The following is a 25,110-nucleotide window of genomic DNA, read 5'->3' as shown; positions in this document are numbered from 1 at the left end:
AACTCCTTAGCGACAGTCGACTGTCAGGTAGCTGTTCGGGGTGGACGACCAGCGGGCACTGGCGTCCTGGCGGTAGCCCGGCAGGATCGGAGCGACGGTGCGCTCACGCCCCAGGGCGACCAGCTTGAGGCGCTGGAAATCGGGCCTGGCCAGGTCCTGCAGGTCGCGACTGCGCAGGCTCTCGGCGATCAGGTAGAGCTGGCCGACCTCGTCGTCACTGGCCGGCAGGCCGGATTCGCCGTTCAGCACCTGGCGCAGGTAGATCAGGATGTCGGCGGCCGAATAGGTCTGCAGGCTGCGCTCGCGCAGAGTGGCGGTGGCCTGCTGCAACGCCTGCAGGGTGGCGGCACGCGGCGGCACCGCGCCTTCGGCCTGCAGCATCCACTCGCTGAGCTGGAAACCTTGCAGGGCACCCTCCGCACCGCTGGCGACCCGGCACTGCGGGGCGAAATCGGCGGCCAGGCGCCTGGCGTAGCTCACCATCAGCTCGGCCTTCTCGGCCTCGGGGTAGGACCGAGCCAGGCGCAGCCAGAAGTGGGTGCCGTCGCGCTGGGCAGTGACCAGGCGCGGGCCGAGCAGCGGGTGCCGCTCGACCAGCCCGGCCAGCGTCTCGAGGCCGACGGGCGTCAGCTCGCGGACCTCGATCAGCCGGCGGAAGCGCACGTCGTCGCCCTGGGTGGCGATGGCGTTGGTGCTGGCCAGGCTGTCCAGGGACTGGATCGGCGTCCGTCCCTGGGCATCCTTCACCTCCCACAGGTTCTGCGTGGCGCCCACCAGCCGTTGCAGGTGTTCGGCCTGGTACAGGTCGCCACCTGGGTAGAGGGTCAGCGCCAGCCAGTCCTGGGCGCCGGCCGGCAGGGCCACGCACAGCAGCCAGAGCAGGTGCCTACGCATTGGCCGGCTCCGGCTGCAGCGGCGCCGTGGCCACCGGCGCCTGGCGGGTGCGCACGAACACCGGCAGCACCAGCAGGGCGAACAGCGCGGCGAACAGCATGGTCAGGGAGATGAAGAAGCCCAGGTTGACCAGCGCCTCGTAGCCCGACAGGCACAGCACCAGGAAACCCAGGCCGAGGGCCAGGGTGTTGATCAGGATCGGCTTGCCGCAATGGCGCAGGGCGTACTGGGTCGCCTGCATGGCGGTGCCCGGGCTGCGCTGCATGGCGGCGATCACGTGGATGGCGTAGTCGATGCCGATGCCGAAGGAGATGGCCGCGATGATCGAGGTGCCGATGTCCAGGTCAGTCCGGGTCAGCGCCATCAGCCCGCTGATGCCCACCAGGGTGAACATCAGTGGCAGCAGGGCGACGAAGCCCAGGCGTACCGAGTGGAACATGGCCATGACCATCACGATGATCATCGCCGGCGACGACAGGATGCTGTTGATCTGCCCCCACACCACCGCGTCGGTGGTGGCCACCAGCACTTCGCCGTAGCCGGACACGCGCACGGTCAGGCCCGCCGGCAGCACGTCGCGGGCGAAGGCCAGGGTGTCCTCCATCACCGCCGCCACTTCCGAGGAGCGGTCGGTGTGCAGGATCGCCAGCACCCGGCCGTTCTGAAAGCGGCGGTCGACCACGTCGAACAGGTCGCGACCGTTGGCGTTCTCGTAGAGCAGGAAGTACTGCGCCAGCAGGGTGCCGCTGATGTCGTCCGGCAGGCGGTACTGGTCGGCGGCGAACTCGTCCTGGGTCACCTGGTGCAGGCGCTTGACGAAGTCGGCCGACGAGTAGGTGAAACCGACCAGCTGCTGCTGGTGCAGGTGTTCCTGCAACCTGGCGACGGCCTGGATCACCGCCGGGTCCTTGAAGGCGTCGACCCGGTCGCTCTCGATCATCACGCTGATCGGCGTGGTGCCGCCGAACTTGGCGTTGATCGCCGCGTCATCCTGGCGGATGCGGCTGTCTTCCTCGAAGTAGCCGATCACCTGGTTGTCCACGGTGAGGTTTTCCACCACGTACCAGCTGCACAGCACGATGGCCACCAGCATGCCCAGCGCCAGCTTCCTGCCGTAGCGGGCCAGGTGGCCGAGCGAGGCGATCATGCGGTCCAGGCGGTCGCTGACCAGCAGGCCGTGGCGCGGCGGCTCGGCCTTCCACAGGATGACGATGGCCGGCAGGAAGACGATGGTGATCAGCCAGGCGAAGAAGATGCCGAAGCCGGTGAACACGCCGAATTCGAGGATGAAGATGACGTCGGTCCAGGCCAGCGAGAAGAAGCCGACCAGGGTGGTCATGCAGGTCACGAACATCGGCCAGAACAGCTGCTGCATCACCTTGAAGGCGGTGTCGATGCGCGCCTGGCGGTCCGGGTTGGGCGGCAGGTTGCGGTAGTAGTCGGAGAGGAAGTGGATGGCGTCGCACACCGCGATGGAGATGATGAACACCGGCATCATTGAGGTGATGATGTTCTGCTTCACGCCGCAGGCGGCCATCAGGCCGATGGTCCAGATCAGGCTGAAGATGGCGATCAGCAGCGGCGCCACCACGCCCTGCAGGCGACCGAAACTGACGAACAGCACCAGCAGGATCACCAGCAGCACGGCCGGCAGCAGGGTCTGGTTGTCCTGCTCCATGTTCGACGCGGTCTGCGCGGCGATCATCGGCGGGCCGCTGAGGTAGATGCGGTCGTCGCTGTGCACCTGGTCGGTGATCGCGACGATGGCCTGGTAGGCCTGGAGCATGGCAGGCGAGTCGTCCTGGGCGATGTTGAACTCGACCTGGATGGTGGTGGCGCTGCCGTCGCGCGACACAAGGCTGTCGAGGAACAGCGGGTTGCCCATGGCCTCCTCGCGCAAGGCGTCGAGCCCGGCCTGGTCGGTCGGCACGCGCGGCATCAGCGGATGCACGTCGAGCGCCTCGTCGACGGTCAGCATGCTCTCGATGGTGACCAGGCTGCGCACCTTGCGGATCGGCACCAGGCGGGTCTGCAGGCTGTCCAGCCAGGCTTCCTGGGTGTGGCCGAGCGCGCCGCTCTCGCCCAGGCGCTGCCTGAGGGCAGCCAGGCGCGGCTGGTCGGCCGGGGTGAGGCCGCCTTCGAGGATGGCGTCGATATCGGCCTGCAACGCGGGATCGGCCTTCAGCGCCTGGAGCTTGTCGGTGTCGCTCGGCTGCACCAGTTCGATGGCCTGGAACGCGCGGGTCAGCTCGGCCACCCGCTTGAGGCTGTCGGGGTTGAAGATATTGCCCTGTGGATTCTCCAGGGCGACGAAGGCCTGCTCGCCGGTGTTGGAGAACAGGCGCTTGTTGTCGGCGTCGGCCACCCGGCTGGGGTGGCTCTTGTCGATCATGTAGGGGGTGCTGTTGATCTCCAGGCGGCCGGCGCTGACCACCGCCAGGGCGGTGATCAGCAGCAGCACGGCGAGCATCAGCCAGGGCCGATGCAGCATCCAGGAGAGCAGCGCGACGGCGCGGGTCTTCATGCGGCGACTCCTTCGCTCTCGCCGGTGTAGGCGTCGAGACGCAGGCCGTCCTTGGTCTTGCTGAGGTTCTGCGCCTCGGCCACCAGGTTGGTCCAGATCACGTGCTTGTGGATCTCGCTGGTGCCGCCGGCGAAGAACAGGCCGATGGAGTCGCGCAGCAGGCGCTCGTAGTAGTTGTCGCGACGGTAGCCGTAGTTGCCGTGGATGCGCATCGCGTTCAGGCAGGTCTCGTGCAGCGCCTCGCTGGCCAGCATCTTGATGATCGAGGCCAGGGTCGAGCAGTCGCGACCCTGCTCCAGCTCGGTGAGGCCGCGCACCAGCACACCGCGCAGCAGTTCGAGCTGGGTATAGGCCTGGACGATGTGGCCCTGAACGTACTGGTTATCGCTGATCGGGCGGCCGAAGGCCTGGCGCTTGAGGCTGTACTGCAGGCATTCGTCGATCAGCGGCTGCATGCAGCCGGACACCACGACGCCGGTGAAGATGCGCTCCACCAGGAAGCCGAAGTACAGCACGCGCAGGCCATGGCCCTCGGCGCCGATCAGGCTGTCGGCATCCAGCGCCACTTCATCGAAGCTCAGGCTGCCGATCGGCGTGCCGCGGTTGCCCATCAGTTCGAAGGGCGCGGACTGCACCAGGCCGGGCTTGGCGGTCTCGGTGATGAAGCAGGAGATGGCGTTGGGGCCGGCCTCCTCGAGGCGGGCGAAAGTCATGCAGATGTCGGCGACCGGGGCGTTGGTGATGTTCCACTTCAGCCCGTTCAGGCGGTAGCCGCTGCCGTCGCGGCGGGCGGCGAGCTTCAGCGAGCGCACGTCGGAGCCGCAGCCCTGCTCGGTGATCGCGAAGCAGCCGATCTTGTCGCCGCTGATCAGCGACGGCAGCCAGCGCTGGCGCTGTTCCTCGCTGCCGTAGCCGAGCAGCGCGGACTGCACCAGCGCCACCTGGGCGACGAAGGAGACCAGCACGCCCATGTCCTGGCAGCCCTCGGAGAAACCTTCCAGCGCGGCGGAGAATTCCCAGATGCTCAGCCCCTGGCCGCCGTACTGGACCGGCATGTGTACGCCGAACAGGCCGCTGCTGCCGAGGGCCTGCCAGAGCTGGCGGTCGAAGCCGAGCTCCTGGTCACGCAGGGCGGAAGTGGGCCGCACCAGTTCGCGGGCGACTTCCAGGTAGTGGGCGCGAATCGCGCGCTGTTGCTCGTTCCATGTGCTGTTCATGTTCATGCTCCTATGTGCAGGGTGCTCTGCTGTTTGATGGCGCGCAGTCGGGAAAGGAATTCGTCGCCGTCGAGTTCGATCAGCGCCTCCACCTGGGCGACCCGCTCGCGGTCCATGTCGTCGAGCAGCAGCCAGAAGGGATGCACTTCGCGCCCCTGGTAGCGATTGGCGTAGAGGTGCTGGGGAGGAATGCAGGCGTCGCGTGACGGCAGGACCTGCGGGCGGAAGCCGAAGAAGCCGAGGTTGCGCAGCGTCACCTGGCGCTCGCCATCACCGACCATGGCCACCACGCCGCTGTCGGCCTTGCCCAGCAGCTTGCCGTAGGCGCTGAGCAACAGCAGGCCGGCCTTGGCTTCCAGCACCGGGTCGCCGATCTGTGCCTTGGTCACCCGGCCGATCTCGCGGACCTGCTCCGCCGGCAGGGCGCGCAGCTCGTCGACCTGCTCGTAGAGGTCACGACCGAAGGCTGTCTCCACGCCGAAGGCGGGGCGCTGCGGGTCGTCGAAACGCTTGCCGCGGATGATCGGCGCCTTGAGGGTCGAGTAGGCCAGCAGTTGCTGGTCGCTCTCGCGCACCAGGACGATGTGCACGTCTTCCTGGGCCAGGTGCTCCAGCGGCTCGGCGTGCAGCTGGCGACAGGCTGCGACCTGCGGGTTGATGAAGCCGACCTTGGCGTAGTGGACGAAGGCGAACCGCAGCAGCTGGCGGGTCAGGTTGTTGTCCAACTGGTAGTTGGGGATGGCGTAGGTGGCGATGCCGGCGCGACGGTCGATGCAGAACAGCGGGTAGCTCGCCAGGCCACTCAGCTGCGGCGGCTGGTAGTGGGCCACGGAGCGTTCGAGGAAGAACGCATCGGGCCGGTCCGGCGGCAGCTGGCGCCACTGGGCGAGCGCCTGGCGGCCCTGGTCCAGCCGGTACTGGTGGTCACGCTCGGCCTGGGCGTCGCGGCGGCGGATCAGCTCCCAAACGTCGACGTAGATGGCGTCGCGCACCGGACGGCCGTTGACCAGGTCGAGGATCAGCGCCGTCGCCAGGGTGCCGAACAGGTGGGCGGCGATGCCCAGCTGCGAGGTGTAGTCCTTGCCGGCCAGGTGGCGGTCCAGTTCGGCGTACATTTCCAGCGGCACGCACTCGACCGGGATCAGGAAGGTGCAGGCCTGCAGCGGATCGAGGGTGGCCACCTGCTCCGCGCTGAGCAGATCGCCCAGCACCGCCAGGTCCGGGTTGCGGTAGTCGAACACCGGGATGTACTGGGCCGCAGCCATGTCGTAGCCGCACACCACCGGCTTGTACTGGCGCTGGCAGACACGGTGCAGCAGGTATTTCATCTCCAGGCCGGAGCGGCCGGTGACGTCGATGGCATCCACCACCACGTCGGCCTGGGCCACCATGGCCTCGACGTTGTCGGGCGTGACGCCATGCTCGTGCAGTTGCAGCCGGATGTGCGGGTTGATCTGCCGCACACGTTCGGCGAACACCTCGACCTTGGAGCGACCGATGTCATCCAGCACCATGTTCTGCCGGTTGGCGTTGTTCAGCTCGTAGCCGCCGTTGTCGGCGAGGATCAGGTTTTCCGCGCCGCTGCGCACCAGCAGCTCGATCACGCTGCCACCCGTGGAGCCGCAGCCTGCGATGAGGATCACGGCCTCGCGCAGGCCACACTGGTCGTCGGCACTGATGAATCCGGCATTGCGCAAGGTGAGTTCACGATAGAACTGGTCGTGATCCAGAGGGGGCTGTGGGTGGCTCATCGTCGCATCCTGCTGAGTAGAGAGGGGGGCATCCTATTCAGCGGTTTAATGGCACAACAAGTACCAAAAGCCCCTCGCTGTCATTAACGATGGAAAGACATAAGCTTATGTTTTAAATGAGATTTTTATCTGTGATCACAGATATCGAAGGCGCAGAAACGACGACCGCCCCGGATTGGGGCGGTCGGTCACGGAACCGTCATGGAAAAAACGGGTCGCGGGTGCTCTAGCTCACGAGTTTGTGCAGGTTCTGCGGCACCTTCGCCAGTTCCCAGAGGAAGCTGTCGAGCTTGAAGGTGGACGTACGGATATTTTCCTCGATCCCCTGCAGCTCGCGGCACACATCCTGATAGCGCTGTTCGCGGCGCACGGAGGCCAGGGCCTCGTTGATGCGCTCGGGCTGCGCGCCGATGTATTCGCGCACCCGCTTGCCGTCCTTCTGCGGACGCACCAGATAGAGGTAGCGCTGCTGGTGCCAGTAGGGCGTGGCGGCGATGCGCGGCGAACCCTGCAGCGCCTCGAACTCCGCCAGCAGGTTGACCCGCAGGGACTTGAGGCTGTCGAGCTGTTCGGAGATGCGCCAGACCTTCTGCCCCAGGCTCTCCTGGTCGCCGAGCTTCTGCGCGTGGGTCTCGCGGTGGGAGATGTCGGTGACCGTCAGCAGGCTGCCGCGGTCGCTGTCGTCGGCGCTGGGGATCGGCGCCGCGCTCATCTGCACCGAGCGCACGCTGCCATCGCGGGCCTGGATGCGCATCGGATAGCGCTCCGCCGTCGGGCCCTGGCGGCGCTGCATCAGCACTACCTCCACCAGATCGGCGGACAGCACCTGGGACACCGGCCGGCCGAGGGCCTCGGCCGGTGAATAGTCGAGGAACTGCTGCATGAAGGGGTTCATGTAGGTGATGCGGCCGAACGGGTCGAGCACCACCAGCCCTTCCTGGGCCTGCTCCACCAGGTTCTGGTAGCAGCGCGTGTCGCCAGTGCTGTAGCAGCTGGCCACCCGCAGCTGGGGTTCTTCGCCGAATTCGGCGTCGGTGTAGGCCACCGGGATATCCGTGTCCGGGTCATATTGCCGGAGCAGATCGATCAGCTCTGCAGCGCGCATTGCCCCACCTCCATGTTGAAGTCGATACCGACGGCCCCGAGTATACTCACGGGTAGCCAATGAAAAAGACTTCCATTCGAGTAAGCGCCGAACGGCTCGGCATATTCGGCGTCACAGTGTCGTGATCGCGCCTCTGTGAAGCACGTCGCCAGCGGGCCGTGCGGGCCCTTGCCAAAGGCCCTTCGCGGCGCGCACATTCAGCGCAACCGGATTTTCTGCAGGGCCCGGCCCTGCCAAGGGGAGAGTCGCATGTCCAATGCCGATGTCGAGGTACTCCAGCGCGAGACCTGCTTCAAGGGTTTCTACCGCCTGGATCGCCTGCATCTGCGCCATCGCCAGTTCGCCGGCGGCATGGGTCCGCAGCTCAGCCGCGAGCTGTTCGTGCGCCACGACGCCGTCTGCGTGCTGCCCTACGACCCGCGACGCGACAGCGTGGTGCTGATCGAGCAGTTCCGCGTCGGCGCCATGGACAAGAGCGCCAACCCCTGGCTGCTGGAACTGGTGGCCGGCCTGATCGACAAGGACGAGCAGCCCGAGGAGGTGGCGCATCGCGAGGCCGAGGAAGAGGCCGACCTGCAACTGACCGCGCTGTGGCCGATCACCCAGTACTACCCCTCCCCCGGCGGCTCCGACGAGCGCGTGCACCTCTACCTGGGCCGCTGCGACAGCGAAGGAGTCGGCGGCGTCCATGGTCTGGCCGAGGAAGGCGAGGACATCCGCGTGCACGTCTGGCCGCTGGAGGACGCCCTGTGGGCGGTGAGGGACGGGCGCATCGACAACGCCGCCAGCATCATCGCCCTGCAATGGCTGGCGCTGAACCGCGCGGAAGTGCGGGGGCTGTGGTCATGAACCTGCTGCGCGAGCGCTACCGGGTCGATCTGGTCGAACTGCAGGCCGCCTGCGAAGCCAACTACGCGCGCCTGCTGCGCCTGCTGCCGGACATGCGCGAGGCCCAGGGCGAACGCCGCGTGGCGCTGAGCCAGGGCGACCTGCTGCTCGGCGTGCTGCTGATCCGCGTGGTGGAGAACTGCCCCTACACCACCACCCTGGAAGTGCGTCAGGAGCACAGCCTGCCGTGGCTGCCGGTGCCGCGCCTGGAAGTGCGCGCCTACCACGACGCGCGCATGGCCGAGGTGATCGGCGCGGAAAACGCCCGACGCTTCCGCGGCATCTATCCCTATCCCAATGCCGCCATGCACCAGCCGGACGAGAAGACCCAGCTCAACCTGTTCCTCGGTGAATGGCTGAGCCACTGCATCGCCTGCGGTCACGAACTGGTGACGGTACTGTGATCACAACCGCGCAAATGTGACAGGTTCACGTTTGCCGGGTTTACCGAATCCCGTTTCACCCACCATAATCCTGAGAACCCGCTCAGGAGTAGGCCCTTGTCGCGCCCGTCGTCCCTTGCCCCCGATCGCCCGGTGCTGCTCGTGCAGCTGTCGGACAGTCACCTGTTTGCCGAAGCGGACGGCAAACTGCTGGGCATGAACACCCGCGACAGCCTGGAAAAGGTCATCGAACGGGTCCAGGTGGAGCAGCCCGAGATCGACCTGATCCTCGCCACCGGCGACCTCTCCCAGGACGGCAGCCTCGAGTCCTACCAGCGCTTCCGCCAGCTCACCGAGCCCTTCCGGACCGCCGCCCGCTGGTTCCCCGGCAACCATGACGAACTGCCCGCCATGCAGCAGGCCTGCGCCGGCAGCGACCTGCTGCAGCCGGTGATCGACCTGGGCGGCTGGCGCATCGTGCTGCTCGACTCCTCCATCCCTGGCGCGGTGCCCGGCTACCTGGCCGACGACCAGTTGGCACTGCTGGAAAAGGCGCTGGACGAGGCCCCCGAACGCCACCACCTGGTGTGCTTCCACCACCACCCGGTCTCCATCGGCTGCCGCTGGATGGAGCCGATCGGCATCCGCAACCCGGACGCCCTGTTCGCCGTGCTGGAGCGTCATGCCCAGGTCAGGGCGGTGCTCTGGGGTCACGTCCACCAGGAGTTCGACCAGCTGCGCGGCGGCATCCGCCTGCTCGCCTCGCCCTCCACCTGCGTGCAGTTCGCCCCCGGCAGCGAGGAATTCCAGGTCGGCAGCGAGGCCCCCGGCTACCGCTGGCTGCGCCTGCACCCGGACGGCCGCCTGGAGACCGGCGTGTCGCGGGTCACCGGCATCCACTTCGAGGTGGACTACAGCGTCAAGGGCTATTGAGGCGTAATCGCGGTTCCCGACCGCCCCAGGCCCAAACCGCCTTTAACTTGCAGCTTGAGGCTTGTCGCTTACGGCTCTTGCCTAGTAGCCTCCCGCTCCATGAATTCCAGCATCCTCTATATCCATGGCCTCAACAGCTCGCCCGCCTCGACCAAGGCCAGCCAGCTGCTGAAGGTAGCCGAACATTGCGGTATCGAACGGCATCTGCGTGTGCCGGCCCTGCACCATCATCCGCGCCAGGCCATGCAACAGTTGCAGGCAGCCATCGCCGAACTGGGCCGGCCACTGCTGGTCGGCAGCTCGCTTGGCGGCTACTACGCCACCCACCTCGCCCAGCAGCATGGCCTGGATGCCGTGCTGATCAACCCGGCGGTGCGCCCGCACCGGTTGTTCGGCGGCCAGGAAGTCGAGCAGACCAACTACTACACCGACGAGACCTGGCTGCTGACCCACGACCACGTCGCCGCCCTGCGCGAGCTGGAAGTGGCCGAGCCGCGCGACGCCGCGCGCTACGCGGTGTGGCTGCAGACCGCCGACGAGACCCTGGACTACCGCCAGGCCGAGGCCTTCTATGAGGGTTGCACCCTGGACATCCGCCAGGGCGGCGACCACAGCTACCAGGGCTTCGCCGCGCGCATCCCCGAGATACTCGCGCGGGCCGGCTTCGCTCCCGCCCTCTGGGCCGATTTCGACTTTTCCACCCTTTAGCAGAAGACCCGAATCGCTTATGGCTCAACAGAACGCCTACAACGCCGATGCCATTGAAGTACTGTCCGGTCTGGACCCGGTGCGCAAGCGCCCGGGCATGTACACCGATACCGCGCGGCCCAACCACCTGGCCCAGGAGGTCATCGACAACAGCGTCGACGAAGCGCTGGCCGGCCACGCCACGGCGATCCAGGTGATCCTCCACGAGGACAACTCGCTGGAAGTGACCGACGACGGCCGCGGCATGCCGGTGGACATCCACCCGGAAGAAGGCATCCCCGGCGTCGAGCTGATCCTCACCAAGCTGCACGCCGGCGGCAAGTTCTCCAACAAGAACTACCAGTTCTCCGGCGGCCTGCACGGGGTCGGCATCTCGGTGGTGAACGCCCTCTCCAACCAGGTGGAGGTGAAGGTCAAGCGCGAGGGCAGCGAGTACCGCATGACCTTCGCCGACGGCTTCAAGGCCACCGACCTGGAAGTGATCGGCAGCGTCGGCAAGCGCAACACCGGCACCAGCGTGCGCTTCTGGCCCGACCCGCAGTACTTCGACTCGCCCAAGTTCTCCATCAGCCGCCTCAAGCACGTGCTCAAGGCCAAGGCCGTGCTCTGCCCCGGTCTGGAAGTCATCTTCGCCGACAAGAACAACGGCGAGACCACCCGCTGGTACTACGAGGACGGCCTGCGCTCCTACCTCACCGACGCGGTGAGCGAATACGCCCGCCTGCCCGACGAGCCGTTCTGCGGCTCGCTGGCCGGCACCAAGGAGGCGGTGGACTGGGCCCTGCTGTGGCTGCCGGAAGGCGGCGAGTCGCTGCAGGAGAGCTACGTCAACCTGATTCCCACCGCCCAGGGCGGCACCCACGTCAATGGCCTGCGCCAGGGCCTGCTGGACGCCATGCGCGAGTTCTGCGAGTTCCGCAACCTGCTGCCGCGCGGCGTCAAGCTGGCCCCGGAGGATGTCTGGGAACGCATCGCCTTCGTCCTCTCGATGAAGATGCAGGAGGCGCAGTTCTCCGGCCAGACCAAGGAGCGCCTGTCCTCGCGCGAGGCGGCCGCCTTCGTCTCCGGGGTGGTCAAGGACGCCTTCAGCCTGTGGCTCAACGCCCACCCGGAAACCGGCCTGCTGCTGGCCGAACAGGCCATCGGCAACGCCGGCCGGCGCCTCAAGGCCGGCAAGAAGGTCGAGCGCAAGAAGATCACCCAGGGCCCGGCGCTGCCCGGCAAGCTGGCCGACTGCGCGGGCCAGGACCCGATGCGTTCCGAGCTGTTCCTGGTCGAGGGTGACTCCGCCGGCGGCTCCGCCAAGCAGGCCCGCGACAAGGAATTCCAGGCGATCATGCCGCTGCGCGGCAAGATCCTGAACACCTGGGAAGTGGACGGCGGCGAAGTGCTCGCCTCGCAGGAGGTGCACGACATCGCCGTGGCCATCGGCATCGACCCGGGTTCGAGCGACCTTTCCCAGCTGCGCTACGGCAAGATCTGCATCCTCGCCGACGCCGACTCCGACGGCCTGCACATCGCCACCCTGCTCTGCGCCCTGTTCGTCCGCCACTTCCGCCCGCTGGTGGAAGCCGGCCACGTCTACGTCGCCATGCCGCCGCTGTACCGCATCGACCTGGGCAAGGAAATCTTCTACGCCCTCGACGACGCCGAGCGCGACGGCATCCTCGACCGCCTGGTGGCCGAGAAGCGCCGCGGCAAGCCGCAGGTCACCCGCTTCAAGGGCCTCGGCGAGATGAACCCGCCGCAGCTGCGCGAAACCACCATGGACCCGAACACCCGCCGCCTGGTGCAGCTGGGCCTGGACGACTTCGAGGCGACCCGCGAAGTGATGGACATGCTGCTGGCCAAGAAGCGCGCCAGCGACCGCAAGAGCTGGCTGGAAACCAAGGGCAACCTGGCCGAGGTACTGGTGTGAGGCTCGCCGTCTCGCTCGCCGGGCTGCTGTTCGCCGGCGCGGCGATCGCGGCCGACAAGCCGACCGAACTGGCCCAGCTGGAGCTGCTCGCCGAACACCCGATCGAAGGCATGGCCGCCGGCAACCTGTCCGGCCTGACCCGCTGCGGCGAGGAATGGCTGGCCGTGTCCGACCGCGAGGACGACCGTTTCTACCGCCTGCGCCCCGGCGACGGCGCCTGGCAGGCCGAGGCGGAGACCTTCGACGCCCCGCCGGTGCCGCCCAGCGCCCTGCCCTGGGGCCTGCGCATGCGCACCTGGACGGCTAACCTGCTGCGCGGCGGCGAGCTGGACTTCGAGAGCATCAGCTGCGACGAGAAGGGCAACCGCTACCTGCTCAGCGAGGCGCACACCGCCCTGCTGCAGGTCGGCCCCAGCGGCATCGCCGAATGGCTGGCGCTGCCCGAGGGGCTGGTCCGCCAGGCCCGCGCCAGCGGCATGCTGCTGCGCCACAACGCCCTGCTCGAAGGGCTGGTCGTCGACCCGGCCGGCGAGCGCCTGTGGCTGGCCGCCGAACGCGAGCGCCGCGGCCTGCTGGTGCTGCACAAGGACAAGGGCCGCTGGCGCTGCACCGGCGGCTGCGTGCTGATGTCCGAGGCCGGCCAGGTGCGCTCGCCGCTCACCCCGCAGAGCGACAAGCGCTACCCGCGCAGCTTCGGCGACCTGGCTCTGCTCGACGGCAAGCTGTTCACTCTGGAGCGCCTGCAACACCGCATCTGCCGGCGCAGCCCGACCACCGGCGCCGAAGAAAAGTGCTGGTCCTTCAGCGCCGCCGCGGTGGCCGACGGCCGCCTCTACCCCGAGCCCTACGGCAACGCCGAGGCGTTCTGGCTGGAGAAGGGCAACGCCTGGCTGGGGCTGGACAACAACGACCTGCCCCGCGCCGACGGCGAACGCCGGCCGCTGCTCTGGCACTTCAAGGCACCCGCCGGTGGCTGGGGCGCGCCGTGAGCGACAAACCCGCCGGCCAGGGCACCGCCCGCATCATGCTGATCCTGGCCTGGGTGGCCGCCCTGGCGCTCGCCACCCACTGGTTCGGCGGTTTCGAGGAGCGGCGCGCCAACCCCAACCGGCAGCCGGCGTCGGTACACGGCGACGGCTACATCGAGGTCAGCCTGGCCAGCAGCCAGGGCGGCCACTACGTGCTGGACGGCCGCATCGACGGCCATACCGTGACCTTCCTGCTCGACACCGGCGCCACCGCCGTGGCCGTGCCGCAGGAGCTGGCCGGAACGCTCGGCCTGAAGCCCGGCGCACCGGTGCAGATCCGCACCGCCAACGGCACCGTCACCGGCTGGCGCACCCGCCTGGCGCTGCTGCAGCTCGGCGACATCCACCTGCGCGACGTGGCGGCGCTGATCACCCCCGGCATGGAGGGCGATCAGGTGCTGCTCGGCATGAGCGCCCTCAAGCAGCTCGAATTCACCCAGAAGGGCGGCACCCTGGTGCTGCGCCAATCGACTTCTCTGAAATGACCATGAGGCACGCATGAGCGACACCCTCGACCTGAGCCTGGAAGGCGTGGAGCGCCGGTCGCTGGCCGACTTCACCGAACAGGCCTACCTCAACTACTCCATGTACGTGATCATGGACCGCGCCCTGCCGCACATCGGCGACGGCCTCAAGCCGGTGCAGCGGCGCATCGTCTACGCCATGAGCGAGCTGGGCCTGGACGCCGACTCCAAGCACAAGAAGTCGGCGCGCACCGTCGGCGACGTGCTCGGCAAGTACCACCCCCACGGCGACAGCGCCTGCTACGAGGCCATGGTGCTGATGGCCCAGCCGTTCAGCTATCGCTACACCCTGGTCGACGGCCAGGGCAACTGGGGCGCCCCGGACGATCCCAAGTCCTTCGCCGCCATGCGCTACACCGAGGCGCGCCTGTCGCGCTACTCCGAAGTGCTGCTGGCCGAACTGGGCCAGGGCACCGTGGACTGGGTGCCGAACTTCGACGGCACCATGGACGAGCCGGCGACCCTGCCGGCGCGGCTGCCCAACCTCCTGCTCAACGGCACCACCGGCATCGCCGTGGGCATGGCCACCGACGTGCCGCCGCACAACCTGCGCGAAGTGGCCAGCGCCTGCGTGCGCCTGCTGGACGAGCCGGGCGCCACGGTCGAGCAGCTCACCGAGCACGTGCCGGGCCCGGACTTCCCCACCGAGGCGGAGATCATCACCCCGCGCGCCGACCTGCTGAAGATCTACGAGACCGGTCGCGGCTCGGTGCGCATGCGCGCCGTGTACCGCGTCGAGGACGGCGACATCGTGGTCACCGCCCTGCCGCACCAGGTCTCCGGGGCCAAGGTGCTGGAACAGATCGCCGCGCAGATGCAGGCCAAGAAGCTGCCGATGGTCGCCGACCTGCGCGACGAGTCGGACCACGAGAACCCCTGCCGCATCGTCATCGTGCCGCGCTCCAACCGGATCGACGCCGAAGAGCTGATGACCCACCTGTTCGCCACCACCGACCTGGAGTCCAGCTACCGGGTCAACGTCAACGTCATCGGCCTGGACGGCAAGCCGCAGGTCAAGGACCTGCGCACCCTGCTCACCGAGTGGCTGGTGTACCGCGTCGGCACCGTGCGGCGCCGCCTGCAGTTCCGCCTGGACAAGGTGGAGCGCCGCCTGCACCTGTTGGAAGGCCTGTTGATCGCCTTCCTCAACCTGGACGAAGTGATCCGTATCATCCGTACCGAGGACCAGCCCAAGCCGGTGCTGATGGAAACCTTCGGCCTGACCGACGTGCAGGCCGACTACATCCTCGACACCCGCCTGCGCCAGCTGGCCCGCCTGGAAGAAATGAAGATCCGCGGCGAGCAGGACGAACTGGCCAAGGAGCGCGACAAGCTGCTGGGCCTGCTCGGCAGCGAGGCCAAGCTGAAGAAACTGGTGCGCAAGGAAATCCTCGAGGACGCCGAGAAGTACGGCGACGACCGCCGCTCGCCCATCGTCGCCCGCGCCGAGGCCCGCGCTCTGTCGGAAACCGAGCTGATGCCGACCGAGCCGGTCACCGTGGTGCTCTCCGAGAAGGGCTGGGTGCGCTGCGCCAAGGGCCACGACATCGACGCCACCGGCCTGTCGTACAAGGCCGGCGACGGCTTCAAGACCGCCACGCCAGGCCGCTCTAACCAGTACGCGGTGTTCATCGACTCGACCGGTAGAAGTTATTCCCTCGCGGCCCACAGCCTGCCGTCGGCCCGTGGCCAGGGCGAACCTCTGACCGGCCGCCTGCAACCGCCGCCGGGCGCCAGCTTCGACTGCGTGCTGCTGCCGGACGACAGCGCCCTGTACGTGATCGCCTCCGACGCCGGCTACGGCTTCGTGGTCAAGGGCGAGGATCTGCAGGCCAAGAACAAGGCCGGCAAGGCCCTGCTGACCCTGCCCAACGGCGCCCTGGTGGTACCGCCCAAGCCGGTGGCCAGCGTCGAGAACGACTGGCTGGCGGCGGTGACCACCGAGGGCCGCCTGCTGCTGTTCCCGGTGCGCGACCTGCCGCAGCTGGGCAAAGGCAAGGGCAACAAGATCATCGGCATCCCCGGCGAGCGGGTCGCCAGCCGCGAGGAATACCTCACCGACCTGGCCGTGCTGCCCGCCGGCGCCGCCCTGGTGCTGCAGGCCGGCAAACGCACCCTGACCCTCAAGGCCGACGACCTGGAACACTACAAGGGCGAGCGCGGGCGGCGCGGCAACAAGCTGCCGCGCGGCTTCCAGCGGGTCGACTCGCTGCTGGTGGAAGGCCCGGCCTGATCGACGGAATGCATGCCGTAGAGCGCCGCGGGCTGGAGTCCGCGGCCGCTTTGGCGGATCATACGCGGCTTTGACACAGGACTGCCGGTCGCTGCCGCGACCCCCAGGGTGAAACATGAGACTGCTGCGCCTTTCTTCGGTACTGCTGCTGACCGGCCTGCTCGGCCTGGCCGGTTGCACGGCGCACAAGCCGATACCGCTGTACCAGCTGGACAACGGCACCGCCGAACTCCCGACCCAGGCCAAGGGCCTGGCCGTGCTGCTCGGCCCCGTGTCGGTGGCCGACTACCTGCAACACGAAACCCTGCTGCAACGCCAGAGTGACAGCAGCCTGCTGGCCGCCGCCGACGCCCGCTGGGCCGGCAGCCTGGCCGCCGACATCGACCAGGTGCTGCTGCGCCAGCTGGCCTGGCGCCTGGACAGCCAGCGCACTGTCCTGGCCCCGCTCAACGCCGAGTTCAAGCCTGACGTCCAGGTGCAACTGAACATCATCCGCCTGGATTCCGGCCCCACCTACCCGGCCGTGCTGGAAGCCCAGTGGCGCCTGCTGGACAGGAGCGGCCAGCTGCGCGACAGCCAGCTGCTGCGCCTGGAAGAGGCCCACAGCGGCACCACCGCCGACCAGGTGCAGGCGCAGAGCCGCCTGCTGCAGCAACTGGCGACCCGCCTGGCCGAGGCCATCGAGCCGCTGCGCAACCAGCAGCCGGTCGCCGAGGCGCCCAAGCCGGCCCAGGCCACGCCGAAACCGGCCAAGCCCAAGGCCGAGCAGCAGCCGCAGATTCCGCTGGTGGCGCCGACCCGCAGCAGCGGCGAAGTGCTGCGCTTCTGAACCCCGTATCCGTCGAGAGTCCGCCCATGGCCCGCAAGAAAGCCGCCGTCGATTTCGAGAAGTCCCTCGCCGACCTGCAGACCCTGGTCGAGCGCCTGGAGAGCGGCGAGCTGTCGCTGGAAGATTCGCTGACCGCCTTCGAGCAGGGCATCCGCCTGACCCGCGACTGCCAGGCCTCCCTCAGCCAGGCCGAGCAGAAGGTGCAGATCCTCCTCGAACGCGACGGCGAACTGGACGAGGCGCCCTTCGACCCGGACCAACAGGCATGATCGGCGCCTACCAGCAGCGCTGCCAGGCGCGGGTCGACGCCGCCCTGGAGCAGCTCTTCGACGCCCCGAGCGCCGAGCTGGCCCGGCTCTACCAGGCGATGCGCTACAGCGTGGTCAACGGCGGTAAGCGCGTGCGCCCGCTGCTGGTCTACGCCGCCTGCGAGGCGCTGGAAGGCGACCTCGACCGGGCCGACGGCGCCGCCTGCGCGGTGGAGCTGATCCACGCCTACTCGCTGGTCCACGACGACCTGCCTGCGATGGACGACGACGACCTGCGTCGCGGCCAGCCGACCACCCACAAGGCGTTCGACGAGGCCTGCGCGATCCTCGCCGGCGACGGCCTGCAGAGCCTGGCCTTCGAGGCCCTGGCCGACGCCCGCCGCAACCCCCGGGACCCGGACCTGCGCCTGTCCATGGTCATGGGCCTGGCCCGCGCCGCCGGCCCGGCCGGCATGGTCGGCGGCCAGGCCATCGACCTGGAGTCGGTGGGCCAGCGACTCGACCAGCAGGCGCTGGAAACCATGCACCGGCACAAGACCGGCGCGCTGATCGAGGCCAGCGTGCAGCTCGGCGCCCTGGCCAGCGGCAAGGCCGACACCGCCGGCCTGCGCGCGCTGCAGCAGTATGCGCGAGCCGTCGGCCTGGCGTTCCAGGTGCAGGACGACATCCTCGACGTGGAGAGCGACACAGCCACCCTGGGCAAGACCCAGGGCAAGGACGAAGCCAACCACAAGCCCACCTACCCCGCCCTGCTCGGCCTGGAACAGGCCAAGGCCTACGCGCTGGAACTGCGCGACCAGGCCCTGCACGCCCTGCGCCCCTTCGGCGACAGCGCCGAACCGCTGCGCGAGCTGGCCCGCTACATCGTCGCGCGCCGCAGCTGACCCGCCCCCGATACCACACACTGGCCTGTAGGGCGGGTGCAACCCGCGCGATGCAAGCCAAGCCGCGGGTTTCACCCGCCCTACACCGATCTACACAGCGCCAGGAAGAAAGGTGCGCGCCAGCGTCAGCAGCTCGTCGCGCAGCCAGCGGTGGGCCGCGTCGTTCTCGGCCTGGCGCGACCAGTACAGGCTCAGGCTCACCGGCGGCAACGCCAGGGGCATCGCCAGCCGACGGATGCCCAGGCCCAGGTCGAGCAGCTCGGCGTAGCCGCGCGGCAGGGTCAGCAGCCAGTCGCCCTGGGCCACCAGCAGCGCCGCCGTCAGGTAGTTGCGGCAGTGCTGGCGCACCTCGCGGGAGAGGCCGAGCTGGCCCAGTGCGAGGTCCTCGGCGCACAGCCCACGGCGCAGCGAACTGACCGCCACGTGCCCGGCGGCTAGGTAGCGCTCGGCACTCAGCTCGCCCTCGAAGCGCGGCCCGGCCAGCACGCAGAACGCATCGCTGAACAACGGGCTCTGGCGCAGCTCGGCGTCGGTCGAACGGGTGATCTCGATCGCCAGGTCGACCCTGCCCACGGCCATGTCACGCTGCAGCTCGGCCCAGTGCAGGCCGCTGCTGCGCACCTCCACCCCGGGCGCCACCGACGCCAGGTGGGCCAGCACCCGGGGCAGCAGCAGCGGCTCCATCTGCTCCGGCATGTTCAGGCAGAAGCTGCGCCGGTCGCGCCCGGGGTCGAAGGCGCGTCCCGCGCCCAGGCTGCGGCGCAGGCCGTCCAGCGCATCCTGGATGCCCGGCGCCAGCCGCTCCGCCAGGGCGCTCGGCACCACACCGCGGCCGTCGCGCACGAACAGGGGATCGCCGATCTGCTCGCGCAGCCGCGCCAGGGCATGGCTGACCGCCGACTGGCTCAGGTGCAACCGGGCCGCCGCGCGGGTCAGGTTACGCTCGCGGTAGATCACCTCGAAGACGCGCAGCAGGTTCAGATCGAGCCGGCTTAGCTCCGGCCATTCATGTGGTTGATTCATGATTCTTCGGGGATACCGGGCGAACACCCCGCACTCTAGCAGGCAGGGCCTTCGGAGCAATCATGCATGACATTCATGTATGCGGATGAATAAGCGTCAGTTCTGGTGCCTCCGCCGCCCGCCTAAGATGCCCGCTGCACAAGAACAACAACGGGAGCGCCAGCATGTCCCTCGACGTCTACCTCGAACACCTCGACGGCCTGCACGCCGCCGCCTGGCCCGCCGGCGCGGCGCGCGAGCCGCAATACCCCCACGGCCGCCAGCCGCTGACCGAATACCTGCGCGCCTGGGCCGGGAGCAAGCCCGATGCGGTCGCCCTGGACTTCTACGGCCACGCGCTGAGCTGGGCCGAGCTGGACCGCCTGGCCGACCGCTGCGCCGCCCTGCTGGCCGAACTCGGCGTGCGACCCGGCGAGCGCGTGGCGGTGTTCATGCCCAACTGCCCGCAGCTGCATGTCGCCTTCTACGGCATCCTCCGCGCCGGCGCGGTCTACGTGCCGGTCAGCCCGCTGTCGAAGGGCCTGGAGCTGAGCTACCAGCTGGGCGACAGCGGCGCCGAGACCCTGATCTGCTTCGACCAGCTGCTGCCGATCGTGCGCCAGGTGCGCGTCGAAACCCCGCTGCGCCGCGTACTGGCCACCAGCCTCAGCGAACTGCGCCCCAGCGTGCCGAGCCTGCCGCTGCCCGACCTGCTGCTGGCGCCGAAGCTGGCGGGCGACGACTTCATCGACTTCCTGCCGGCGCTGGATGCCTGCCAGGCGGCCGCGCCCGCACATCGCCCCCGGCTCGACGACATCGCCGCGCTCAACTACACCGGCGGCACCACCGGCCTGCCCAAGGGCTGCGTGCATACCCACGGCAACATGCTCTACACCTGCGCCAGCTTCGTGCCGACCGCGCTCGGCCTGACGCCCGAGCACACCGTGCTCAACTTCCTGCCCGAGTTCTGGATCGCCGGCGAGAACGCCGGGCTGCTCGCCCCCGTGTACGCGGGCTGCCGCCTGGTGCTGCTGGCGCGCTGGGACGCCGAGGCCTTCATGGCCGCCGTGCAGCACTACCGTGTCAGCCACTGCGGCCTGCTGGTCGACAGCGCCGCCGAAGTGCTCGACCACCCGCGCCTGGCCGACTATGACCTGCGCTCGCTGGAGCGCACCGGCGCAATCTCCTTCATCAAGAAGCTCACCGTCGACTACCGCCGCCGCTGGCGCGAGACGACCGGCACCACCCTGTTCGAATTCAGCTTCGGCATGACCGAGACCCACACCAGCGACACCTTCACCTTCGGCCTGCAGGGCGACGACTTCGACCTCAACAGCGCGCCGACCTTCGTCGGCCTGCCGGTGCCCGGCACCCGCTTCAAGGTCTGCGACTTCACCAGCGGCGAGCTGCTGCCGCTGGGCGCCGAGGGCGAATTGTGCGTGCGCAGCCCGTCACTGATGCACGGCTACTGGCAGCGCCCGGAGGAAAGCGCCACCACCCTGCAGGGCGGCTGGCTGCACACCGGCGACCTCGGCCAGATCACCGAGCAGGGCTTCATCCGCTACCTCGGGCGACGCAAGGAAATGCTCAAGGTCAACGGCATGAGCGTATTCCCCAGCGAGATCGAGGCGCTGCTCGGCCAGCACCCGGCCATCCTCGCCAGCGCGGTGATCGGCCGCGCCGACGACAGGCGCGGCCAGCAGCCGGTGGCCTTCGTCGTGCTCAAGCCGGGCAGCGCGGAAAGCGCCGACAGCCTGCGCGCCTGGTGCGCGGACGCCATGGCCGTCTACAAGGTGCCGGAGATCCGCCTGGCCGAATCCCTGCCGATGACCGCCACCGGCAAGGTGAAGAAGAACGAACTGGAGAACCTGCTGTGAAACCGCCCTTTGCCAGCCTGCTGATCGCCAACCGCGGCGAGATCGCCATCCGCATCGCCCAGGCCTGCGCGGACCTCGGCATCCGCGCTGTCGCCGTGTACGCCGAGGACGACGGCGCCAGCCTGCACACGCGCAAGGCCGACCTCGCCGTGCCGCTCAAGGGGCGCGGCGTGCCCGCCTACCTGGACATGGACCAGCTGATCGCCCTGGCCGGCGAGCACGGCTGCGATGCCGTGCACCCGGGCTACGGCTTCCTCGCCGAGAACGCCGGGTTCGCCCGTCGCTGCCAGGCCGCCGGCCTGGTCTTCGTCGGCCCGTCGCCCGAAGTGCTGGAGCTGTTCGGTGACAAGGCGGCCGCCCGCGCGCTGGCCGAGCGCTGCGCGGTGCCGCTGGTGCCGGGCCTCAACCGCGCCGTCGACCTCGACCAGGCCCTGGCCTTCCAGGCCGAGCACGGCGCGGTGATGCTCAAGGCCCTGGCCGGCGGTGGCGGGCGCGGCATGCGCGCGGTCGCCAGCGCCGACGAGCTGGTCGAGGCCTACGCGCGCTGCCAGTCCGAAGCGCAGACCGCCTTCGGTAACGGCGAGCTGTATGTCGAGCAACTGGTGCAGAACGCGCGCCACATCGAGGTGCAGGTGCTCGGCGACGGCAGCGCCGTCAGCCACCTGTGGGAGCGCGACTGCAGCCTGCAGCGGCGCAACCAGAAACTGGTGGAGATCGCCCCCAGCCCGGACCTGGACGGCGCCACCCGCGAGGCGATCATCGCCTGTGCCCTGCGCCTGGCCGGCGAGGTGGGCTATCGCGGCATCGGCACCTTCGAATTCCTCCTCGATCTGGACCGCCCGGGACGCTTCTACTTCATGGAGGCCAACCCGCGGGTGCAGGTGGAGCACACCGTCACCGAGCAGGTCACCGGCGTCGACCTGCTGCACACCCAGCTGCGCCTGGCCGCCGGCAGCCGCCTGGCCGACCTCGGCCTGGACAGCCCACCGCCGCCGCAGGGCTGCGCCGTGCAACTGCGCCTGAACCTGGAGACCCTGCAGGCCGACGGCAGCACCCGCCCCGCCGCCGGGGTGCTGAGCGCCTACCAGCCGCCCTCCGGCCCCGGCCTGCGCGTGGACGGCTACGGCTACGCCGGCTACCCGGTCAGCCCGGCCTACGACTCGCTGCTGGCCAAGCTGATCGCCACCGCGCCGGACTACCCGAGCGCCCTGCGCCGCGCCTACCGCGCCCTGTGCGAATTCCGCCTGGAAGGCGTGGCGAGCAACCTGCACCTGCTGCAGAACCTGCTGCAGCGCGAGGAAGTCGCCACCAACCGGGTCGACACCCGCTTCGTCGAGCGCCACCTGGCCGAGCTGCTGGCCGCCCGTGGCGAGGCCCACCCGCACCGCTACTTCAGCGGCGGCGGCGCGGCGGCGGACGCCCGCCGCGAGAGCGTCGACGCCCCGCCCGGCACCGTCGCCCTGAACACGCCGAGCACCGGCGTGCTGGTCTGCCTGGAGGTCGCCGAGGGCGACGCCGTGGCCGCCGGCCAGACCCTGGCCGTGCTCGAAGCGATGAAGATGGAGTTCGAGGTGCGCGCCGAGCGCGGCGGCATCGTCCGCGCCCTGGCCGCGGCCCCCGGCGACGCCCTGGCCGAGGGCCAGGCCCTGCTGTTCCTCGAACCGGCCGAGGTGGACGGCGGCGCAGCGCAGAACGAGCAGGCGGTCGACCTCGAACACATCCGCGCCGACCTGGCCGAGGTGCTGGAGCGCCATGAACGCCTGACCGACGCGCGCCGCCCCGAGGCAGTGGCCAAGCGGCGCAGGACCGGCCAGCGCACCACCCGCGAGAACCTCGCCGACCTGCTCGACGAGGGCAGCTTCATCGAATACGGCGCCATGGCCCTGGCCGCCCAGCGCCGCCGGCGCAGCGCCGAGGAACTGCTGGAGCTGAGCCCGGCCGACGGCCTGGTGGCCGGCATCGGCACGGTCGGCGCCGCACAGTTCGGCGAGCAGGCCGCGCGCTGCATGGCCATCGCCTACGACTACACGGTGTTCGCCGGCACCCAGGGCGTGATGAACCACAAGAAGACCGACCGCATGCTCGGCCTGGCCGAGCAGTGGCGCCTGCCGCTGGTGCTGTTCGCCGAAGGCGGCGGCGGCCGGCCGGGCGACACCGACTTCGTCGGCGTGGCCGGGCTGGACTGCCACACCTTCGTCGGCCTGGCCCGGTTGTCCGGCCTGGTGCCGCTGGTCGGCGTAGTCTCCGGCCGCTGCTTCGCCGGCAACGCCGCCCTGCTCGGCTGCTGCGACGTGATCATCGCCACCCGCAACGCCAGCATCGGCATGGCCGGCCCGGCGATGATCGAGGGCGGCGGCCTGGGCAGCTACAAGCCCGAGGAAGTCGGCCCCACCGCCGTACAAGGCCCCAACGGGGTGATCGACGTGCTGGTGGAGGACGAGGACGAGGCGGTGCGGGTGGCGAAACAGTACCTGTCCTACTTCCAGGGCTGGCTGGCGGACTGGCGCTGCGCCGACCAGCGCGAGCTGCGCCACCTGATCCCGGAGAACCGCCTGCGCGTCTACGACATCCGCCAGGTGATCGCCACCCTGGCCGACGAAGGCAGCGTGCTGGAGCTGCGTCGCCAGTTCGCCCCCGGCCTGGTCACCGCGCTGATCCGCATCGAGGGCCAGCCGTTCGGCCTGATCGCCAACAACCCAGCGCACCTGGGCGGCGCCATAGACGCGGTGGCGGGCGACAAGGCCGCGCGCTTCATGCAGCTGTGCGAGGCCCATGACCTGCCCATCGTCTCGCTGTGCGACACGCCCGGTTTCATGGTCGGCCCGGAGGCAGAGAAGCAGGGCACGGTGCGCCACGTGTCGCGCATGTTCGTCACCGCCGCCAGCCTCAACGTGCCATTCTTCACCCTGGTGCTGCGCAAGGGCTACGGCCTGGGCGCCCAGGCGATGGCCGCCGGCAGCTTCCACTCGCCGTTGTTCACCGCCGCCTGGCCCAGCGGCGAGTTCGGCGCCATGGGCCTGGAGGGCGCGGTGCGCCTGGGCTTCGCCAAGGAGCTGGCGGCCCAGCCGGACGACACCGCGCGCCAGGCGCTGTTCGACAAACTGGTCGGCAAGGCCTACGAACAGGGCAAGGCGCTGAACATGGCCAGCTACCTGGAGATCGACGCCGTGATCGACCCGGCCGAGAGCCGCGCCTGGCTGCTGCGCGGGCTCAACGCCGCACCCAGACCGCCTGCCCGCGAGGGCAAGAAGCGGCCCTTCGTCGACACCTGGTAAGGAGAGCATTTCATGCAGATCGAACATCGGCTGCTGGCGGTCAACGGCATCGACCTCAGCCTCTACAGCGCAGGTCCCGAGAACGGCCGCCCGGTGTGGCTGCTGCACGGCTTCCCCGAGTGCTGGTACGCCTGGCACCCGCAGATCGAGGCGCTGGCCGCCGCCGGTTACCGGGTGCTGGCCCCGGAGATGCGCGGCTACGGGCAGAGCAGCGCGCCGAGCGATCCCGCGGCCTACGACCTGATCACCCTGTGCGGCGACATCCAGGGCGCCATGGACGCCCTCGGCCAGGATCGCGTCGCCGTGATCGGCCACGACTGGGGCGCGCCGGTGGCCTGGCACCTGGCGCTGCTGGAGCCCGAGCGGGTGCAGGCGCTGGGCGCGCTGTCCGTGCCCTTCGGCGGCCGGCCCAGGCGGCCGGCCATCGAGATGATGCGCGAGGCCTACGCCGGGCGCTTCCACTACATCCTCTACTTCCAGCAGCCGGGGCTGGCCGAGGCCGAGCTGGACGCCGACATCGGCCGCAGCCTGCGCCTGCTGCTCGGCGGCCTGGAAGGCGCGCTGTTGCAGGACAAGCCGGCCGACGCCCGGCTGTTCGACGGCATGGGCGACCTGCCGCTGCCGGCCTGGTGCCCGCCCGAGCTGTTCGCGGTGTACGAACGCACCTTCGCCGGCCGCGGTTTCCACGGCACGCTGAACTGGTACCGCAACTTCGAGCGCAACTGGCAGCGCACCGAGCCCCTGGCCGGGCTGCGGGTGGAACAGCCGACCCTGTTCCTGCTCGGCGAGCGCGACCCGGTCGGCCGTTTCGAGGCGCCTACCCTCAAGCGCATGGCCGACAAGGTGCCGCGCCTGGAGCAGCACCTGC

General features: G+C 69.2%; 20 protein-coding genes. 14 read left to right on the top strand and 6 right to left on the bottom strand.

Features of this window, described 5'->3' with window-relative positions:
• Positions 1–6: 6 nt before the first annotated feature.
• From N5D30_RS20260 to N5D30_RS20240, 5 genes are all read right to left on the bottom strand, one after another.
• The gene (locus N5D30_RS20260) at positions 7–894 is read right to left on the bottom strand and encodes a hypothetical protein (RefSeq protein ID WP_279910423.1); all 888 of its coding nucleotides are present in this window, start codon (positions 892–894) and stop codon (positions 7–9) included.
• Entirely contained in the window at positions 887–3,418 is a 2,532-nt protein-coding gene (locus N5D30_RS20255) for an MMPL family transporter (protein WP_279910422.1), read from the bottom strand. Before N5D30_RS20255 ends, N5D30_RS20260 begins: the two co-directional genes overlap by 8 nt.
• Entirely contained in the window at positions 3,415–4,635 is a 1,221-nt protein-coding gene (locus tag N5D30_RS20250; protein WP_279901907.1) for an acyl-CoA/acyl-ACP dehydrogenase, read from the bottom strand. Before N5D30_RS20250 ends, N5D30_RS20255 begins: the two co-directional genes overlap by 4 nt.
• Before the next feature lie 2 nt (positions 4,636–4,637).
• Positions 4,638–6,386 carry a ThiF family adenylyltransferase gene (locus N5D30_RS20245; protein ID WP_279910421.1) on the bottom strand — a complete coding sequence of 583 codons (1,749 nt, stop codon included), beginning with the start codon at positions 6,384–6,386 and terminating at the stop codon, positions 4,638–4,640.
• Between the two features lie 226 nt (positions 6,387–6,612).
• Positions 6,613–7,491 carry a PAS domain S-box protein gene (locus N5D30_RS20240; protein ID WP_279910420.1) on the bottom strand — a complete coding sequence of 293 codons (879 nt, stop codon included), beginning with the start codon at positions 7,489–7,491 and terminating at the stop codon, positions 6,613–6,615.
• A gap of 249 nt (positions 7,492–7,740) precedes the next feature.
• Between N5D30_RS20240 and N5D30_RS20235 the strand changes: the two genes are divergently transcribed.
• The 11 genes from N5D30_RS20235 (at position 7,741) to ispA (ending at position 18,088) form a co-directional block, all read left to right on the top strand.
• Positions 7,741–8,340 (top strand): NUDIX domain-containing protein, encoded by a 600-nt coding sequence (locus N5D30_RS20235; RefSeq protein WP_279910418.1) that lies wholly within the window; start codon positions 7,741–7,743, stop codon positions 8,338–8,340.
• Positions 8,331–8,783, top strand: coding sequence for a DUF1249 domain-containing protein (locus tag N5D30_RS20230; protein WP_220814666.1), 453 nt, complete (start codon positions 8,331–8,333; stop codon positions 8,781–8,783). The genes N5D30_RS20235 and N5D30_RS20230 overlap by 10 nt, the downstream gene beginning before the upstream one ends.
• Positions 8,784–8,879: 96 nt before the next feature.
• Complete coding sequence (cpdA, locus tag N5D30_RS20225; protein WP_279910417.1) at positions 8,880–9,695, top strand: 3',5'-cyclic-AMP phosphodiesterase; 816 nt, start codon at positions 8,880–8,882, stop codon at positions 9,693–9,695.
• Positions 9,696–9,794: 99 nt separating this feature from the next.
• Positions 9,795–10,403 carry a YqiA/YcfP family alpha/beta fold hydrolase gene (locus N5D30_RS20220; protein ID WP_279910416.1) on the top strand — a complete coding sequence of 203 codons (609 nt, stop codon included), beginning with the start codon at positions 9,795–9,797 and terminating at the stop codon, positions 10,401–10,403.
• 19 nt (positions 10,404–10,422) lie between these two features.
• On the top strand, positions 10,423–12,321 hold the full coding sequence (parE, locus tag N5D30_RS20215) for a DNA topoisomerase IV subunit B (RefSeq protein ID WP_279910415.1): 1,899 nt from the start codon (positions 10,423–10,425) through the stop codon (positions 12,319–12,321).
• Positions 12,318–13,310, top strand: coding sequence for an esterase-like activity of phytase family protein (locus N5D30_RS20210; protein ID WP_279910414.1), 993 nt, complete (start codon positions 12,318–12,320; stop codon positions 13,308–13,310). The genes parE and N5D30_RS20210 overlap by 4 nt, the downstream gene beginning before the upstream one ends.
• Before the next feature lie 35 nt (positions 13,311–13,345).
• Positions 13,346–13,834, top strand: a complete 489-nt coding sequence (locus N5D30_RS20205) for a TIGR02281 family clan AA aspartic protease (protein ID WP_220814732.1) — start codon at positions 13,346–13,348, stop codon at positions 13,832–13,834.
• Positions 13,835–13,847: 13 nt separating this feature from the next.
• A complete protein-coding gene (gene parC, locus N5D30_RS20200) occupies positions 13,848–16,106 on the top strand; it encodes a DNA topoisomerase IV subunit A (protein WP_279910413.1) in 2,259 nt (752 codons plus the stop codon).
• Positions 16,107–16,221: 115 nt separating this feature from the next.
• Positions 16,222–16,935: a PqiC family protein gene (locus N5D30_RS20195; RefSeq protein ID WP_220814671.1), complete on the top strand. Its 714-nt coding sequence runs from the start codon at positions 16,222–16,224 to the stop codon at positions 16,933–16,935.
• Between the two features lie 26 nt (positions 16,936–16,961).
• Complete coding sequence (locus N5D30_RS20190; RefSeq protein ID WP_279901900.1) at positions 16,962–17,204, top strand: exodeoxyribonuclease VII small subunit; 243 nt, start codon at positions 16,962–16,964, stop codon at positions 17,202–17,204.
• Positions 17,201–18,088 (top strand): (2E,6E)-farnesyl diphosphate synthase, encoded by an 888-nt coding sequence (ispA, locus tag N5D30_RS20185; protein WP_279901899.1) that lies wholly within the window; start codon positions 17,201–17,203, stop codon positions 18,086–18,088. The genes N5D30_RS20190 and ispA overlap by 4 nt, the downstream gene beginning before the upstream one ends.
• A 90-nt stretch (positions 18,089–18,178) precedes the next feature.
• Here ispA and N5D30_RS20180 read toward each other — a convergent pair whose 3' ends face one another.
• Entirely contained in the window at positions 18,179–19,111 is a 933-nt protein-coding gene (locus N5D30_RS20180) for a LysR family transcriptional regulator (RefSeq protein ID WP_279910412.1), read from the bottom strand.
• 164 nt (positions 19,112–19,275) lie between these two features.
• On the opposite strand from N5D30_RS20180, the gene N5D30_RS20175 reads away from it, so the two are divergent.
• The 3 genes from N5D30_RS20175 to N5D30_RS20165 all read left to right on the top strand — a co-directional run.
• Entirely contained in the window at positions 19,276–20,967 is a 1,692-nt protein-coding gene (locus N5D30_RS20175; protein ID WP_279910411.1) for an AMP-binding protein, read from the top strand.
• Complete coding sequence (locus tag N5D30_RS20170) at positions 20,964–24,242, top strand: carboxyl transferase domain-containing protein (protein ID WP_279910409.1); 3,279 nt, start codon at positions 20,964–20,966, stop codon at positions 24,240–24,242. Before N5D30_RS20175 ends, N5D30_RS20170 begins: the two co-directional genes overlap by 4 nt.
• A 12-nt stretch (positions 24,243–24,254) precedes the next feature.
• A partial coding sequence (locus tag N5D30_RS20165; protein WP_279910408.1) for an alpha/beta hydrolase occupies positions 24,255–25,110 on the top strand: 856 nt, incomplete at its 3' end.

Source organism: Pseudomonas sp. GD03875 (genome assembly GCF_029840585.1).
Lineage (GTDB): Bacteria > Pseudomonadota > Gammaproteobacteria > Pseudomonadales > Pseudomonadaceae > Aquipseudomonas > Aquipseudomonas paralcaligenes.
Note: the sequence above shows the minus strand (reverse complement) of the source record. Positions and strands in the feature narration are given on the sequence as shown.

Coding starts and splice junctions, on each gene's coding strand:
- N5D30_RS20260 (WP_279910423.1), bottom strand. CDS start 894: ATGCGTAGGCACCTGCTCTGGCTGCTGTGCGTGGCCCTGCCGGCCGGC.
- N5D30_RS20255 (WP_279910422.1), bottom strand. CDS start 3,418: ATGAAGACCCGCGCCGTCGCGCTGCTCTCCTGGATGCTGCATCGGCCC.
- N5D30_RS20250 (WP_279901907.1), bottom strand. CDS start 4,635: ATGAACAGCACATGGAACGAGCAACAGCGCGCGATTCGCGCCCACTAC.
- N5D30_RS20245 (WP_279910421.1), bottom strand. CDS start 6,386: ATGAGCCACCCACAGCCCCCTCTGGATCACGACCAGTTCTATCGTGAA.
- N5D30_RS20240 (WP_279910420.1), bottom strand. CDS start 7,491: ATGCGCGCTGCAGAGCTGATCGATCTGCTCCGGCAATATGACCCGGAC.
- N5D30_RS20235 (WP_279910418.1), top strand. CDS start 7,741: ATGTCCAATGCCGATGTCGAGGTACTCCAGCGCGAGACCTGCTTCAAG.
- N5D30_RS20220 (WP_279910416.1), top strand. CDS start 9,795: ATGAATTCCAGCATCCTCTATATCCATGGCCTCAACAGCTCGCCCGCC.
- parE (WP_279910415.1), top strand. CDS start 10,423: ATGGCTCAACAGAACGCCTACAACGCCGATGCCATTGAAGTACTGTCC.
- N5D30_RS20205 (WP_220814732.1), top strand. CDS start 13,346: ATGCTGATCCTGGCCTGGGTGGCCGCCCTGGCGCTCGCCACCCACTGG.
- parC (WP_279910413.1), top strand. CDS start 13,848: ATGAGCGACACCCTCGACCTGAGCCTGGAAGGCGTGGAGCGCCGGTCG.
- N5D30_RS20195 (WP_220814671.1), top strand. CDS start 16,222: ATGAGACTGCTGCGCCTTTCTTCGGTACTGCTGCTGACCGGCCTGCTC.
- N5D30_RS20190 (WP_279901900.1), top strand. CDS start 16,962: ATGGCCCGCAAGAAAGCCGCCGTCGATTTCGAGAAGTCCCTCGCCGAC.
- ispA (WP_279901899.1), top strand. CDS start 17,201: ATGATCGGCGCCTACCAGCAGCGCTGCCAGGCGCGGGTCGACGCCGCC.
- N5D30_RS20180 (WP_279910412.1), bottom strand. CDS start 19,111: ATGAATCAACCACATGAATGGCCGGAGCTAAGCCGGCTCGATCTGAAC.
- N5D30_RS20175 (WP_279910411.1), top strand. CDS start 19,276: ATGTCCCTCGACGTCTACCTCGAACACCTCGACGGCCTGCACGCCGCC.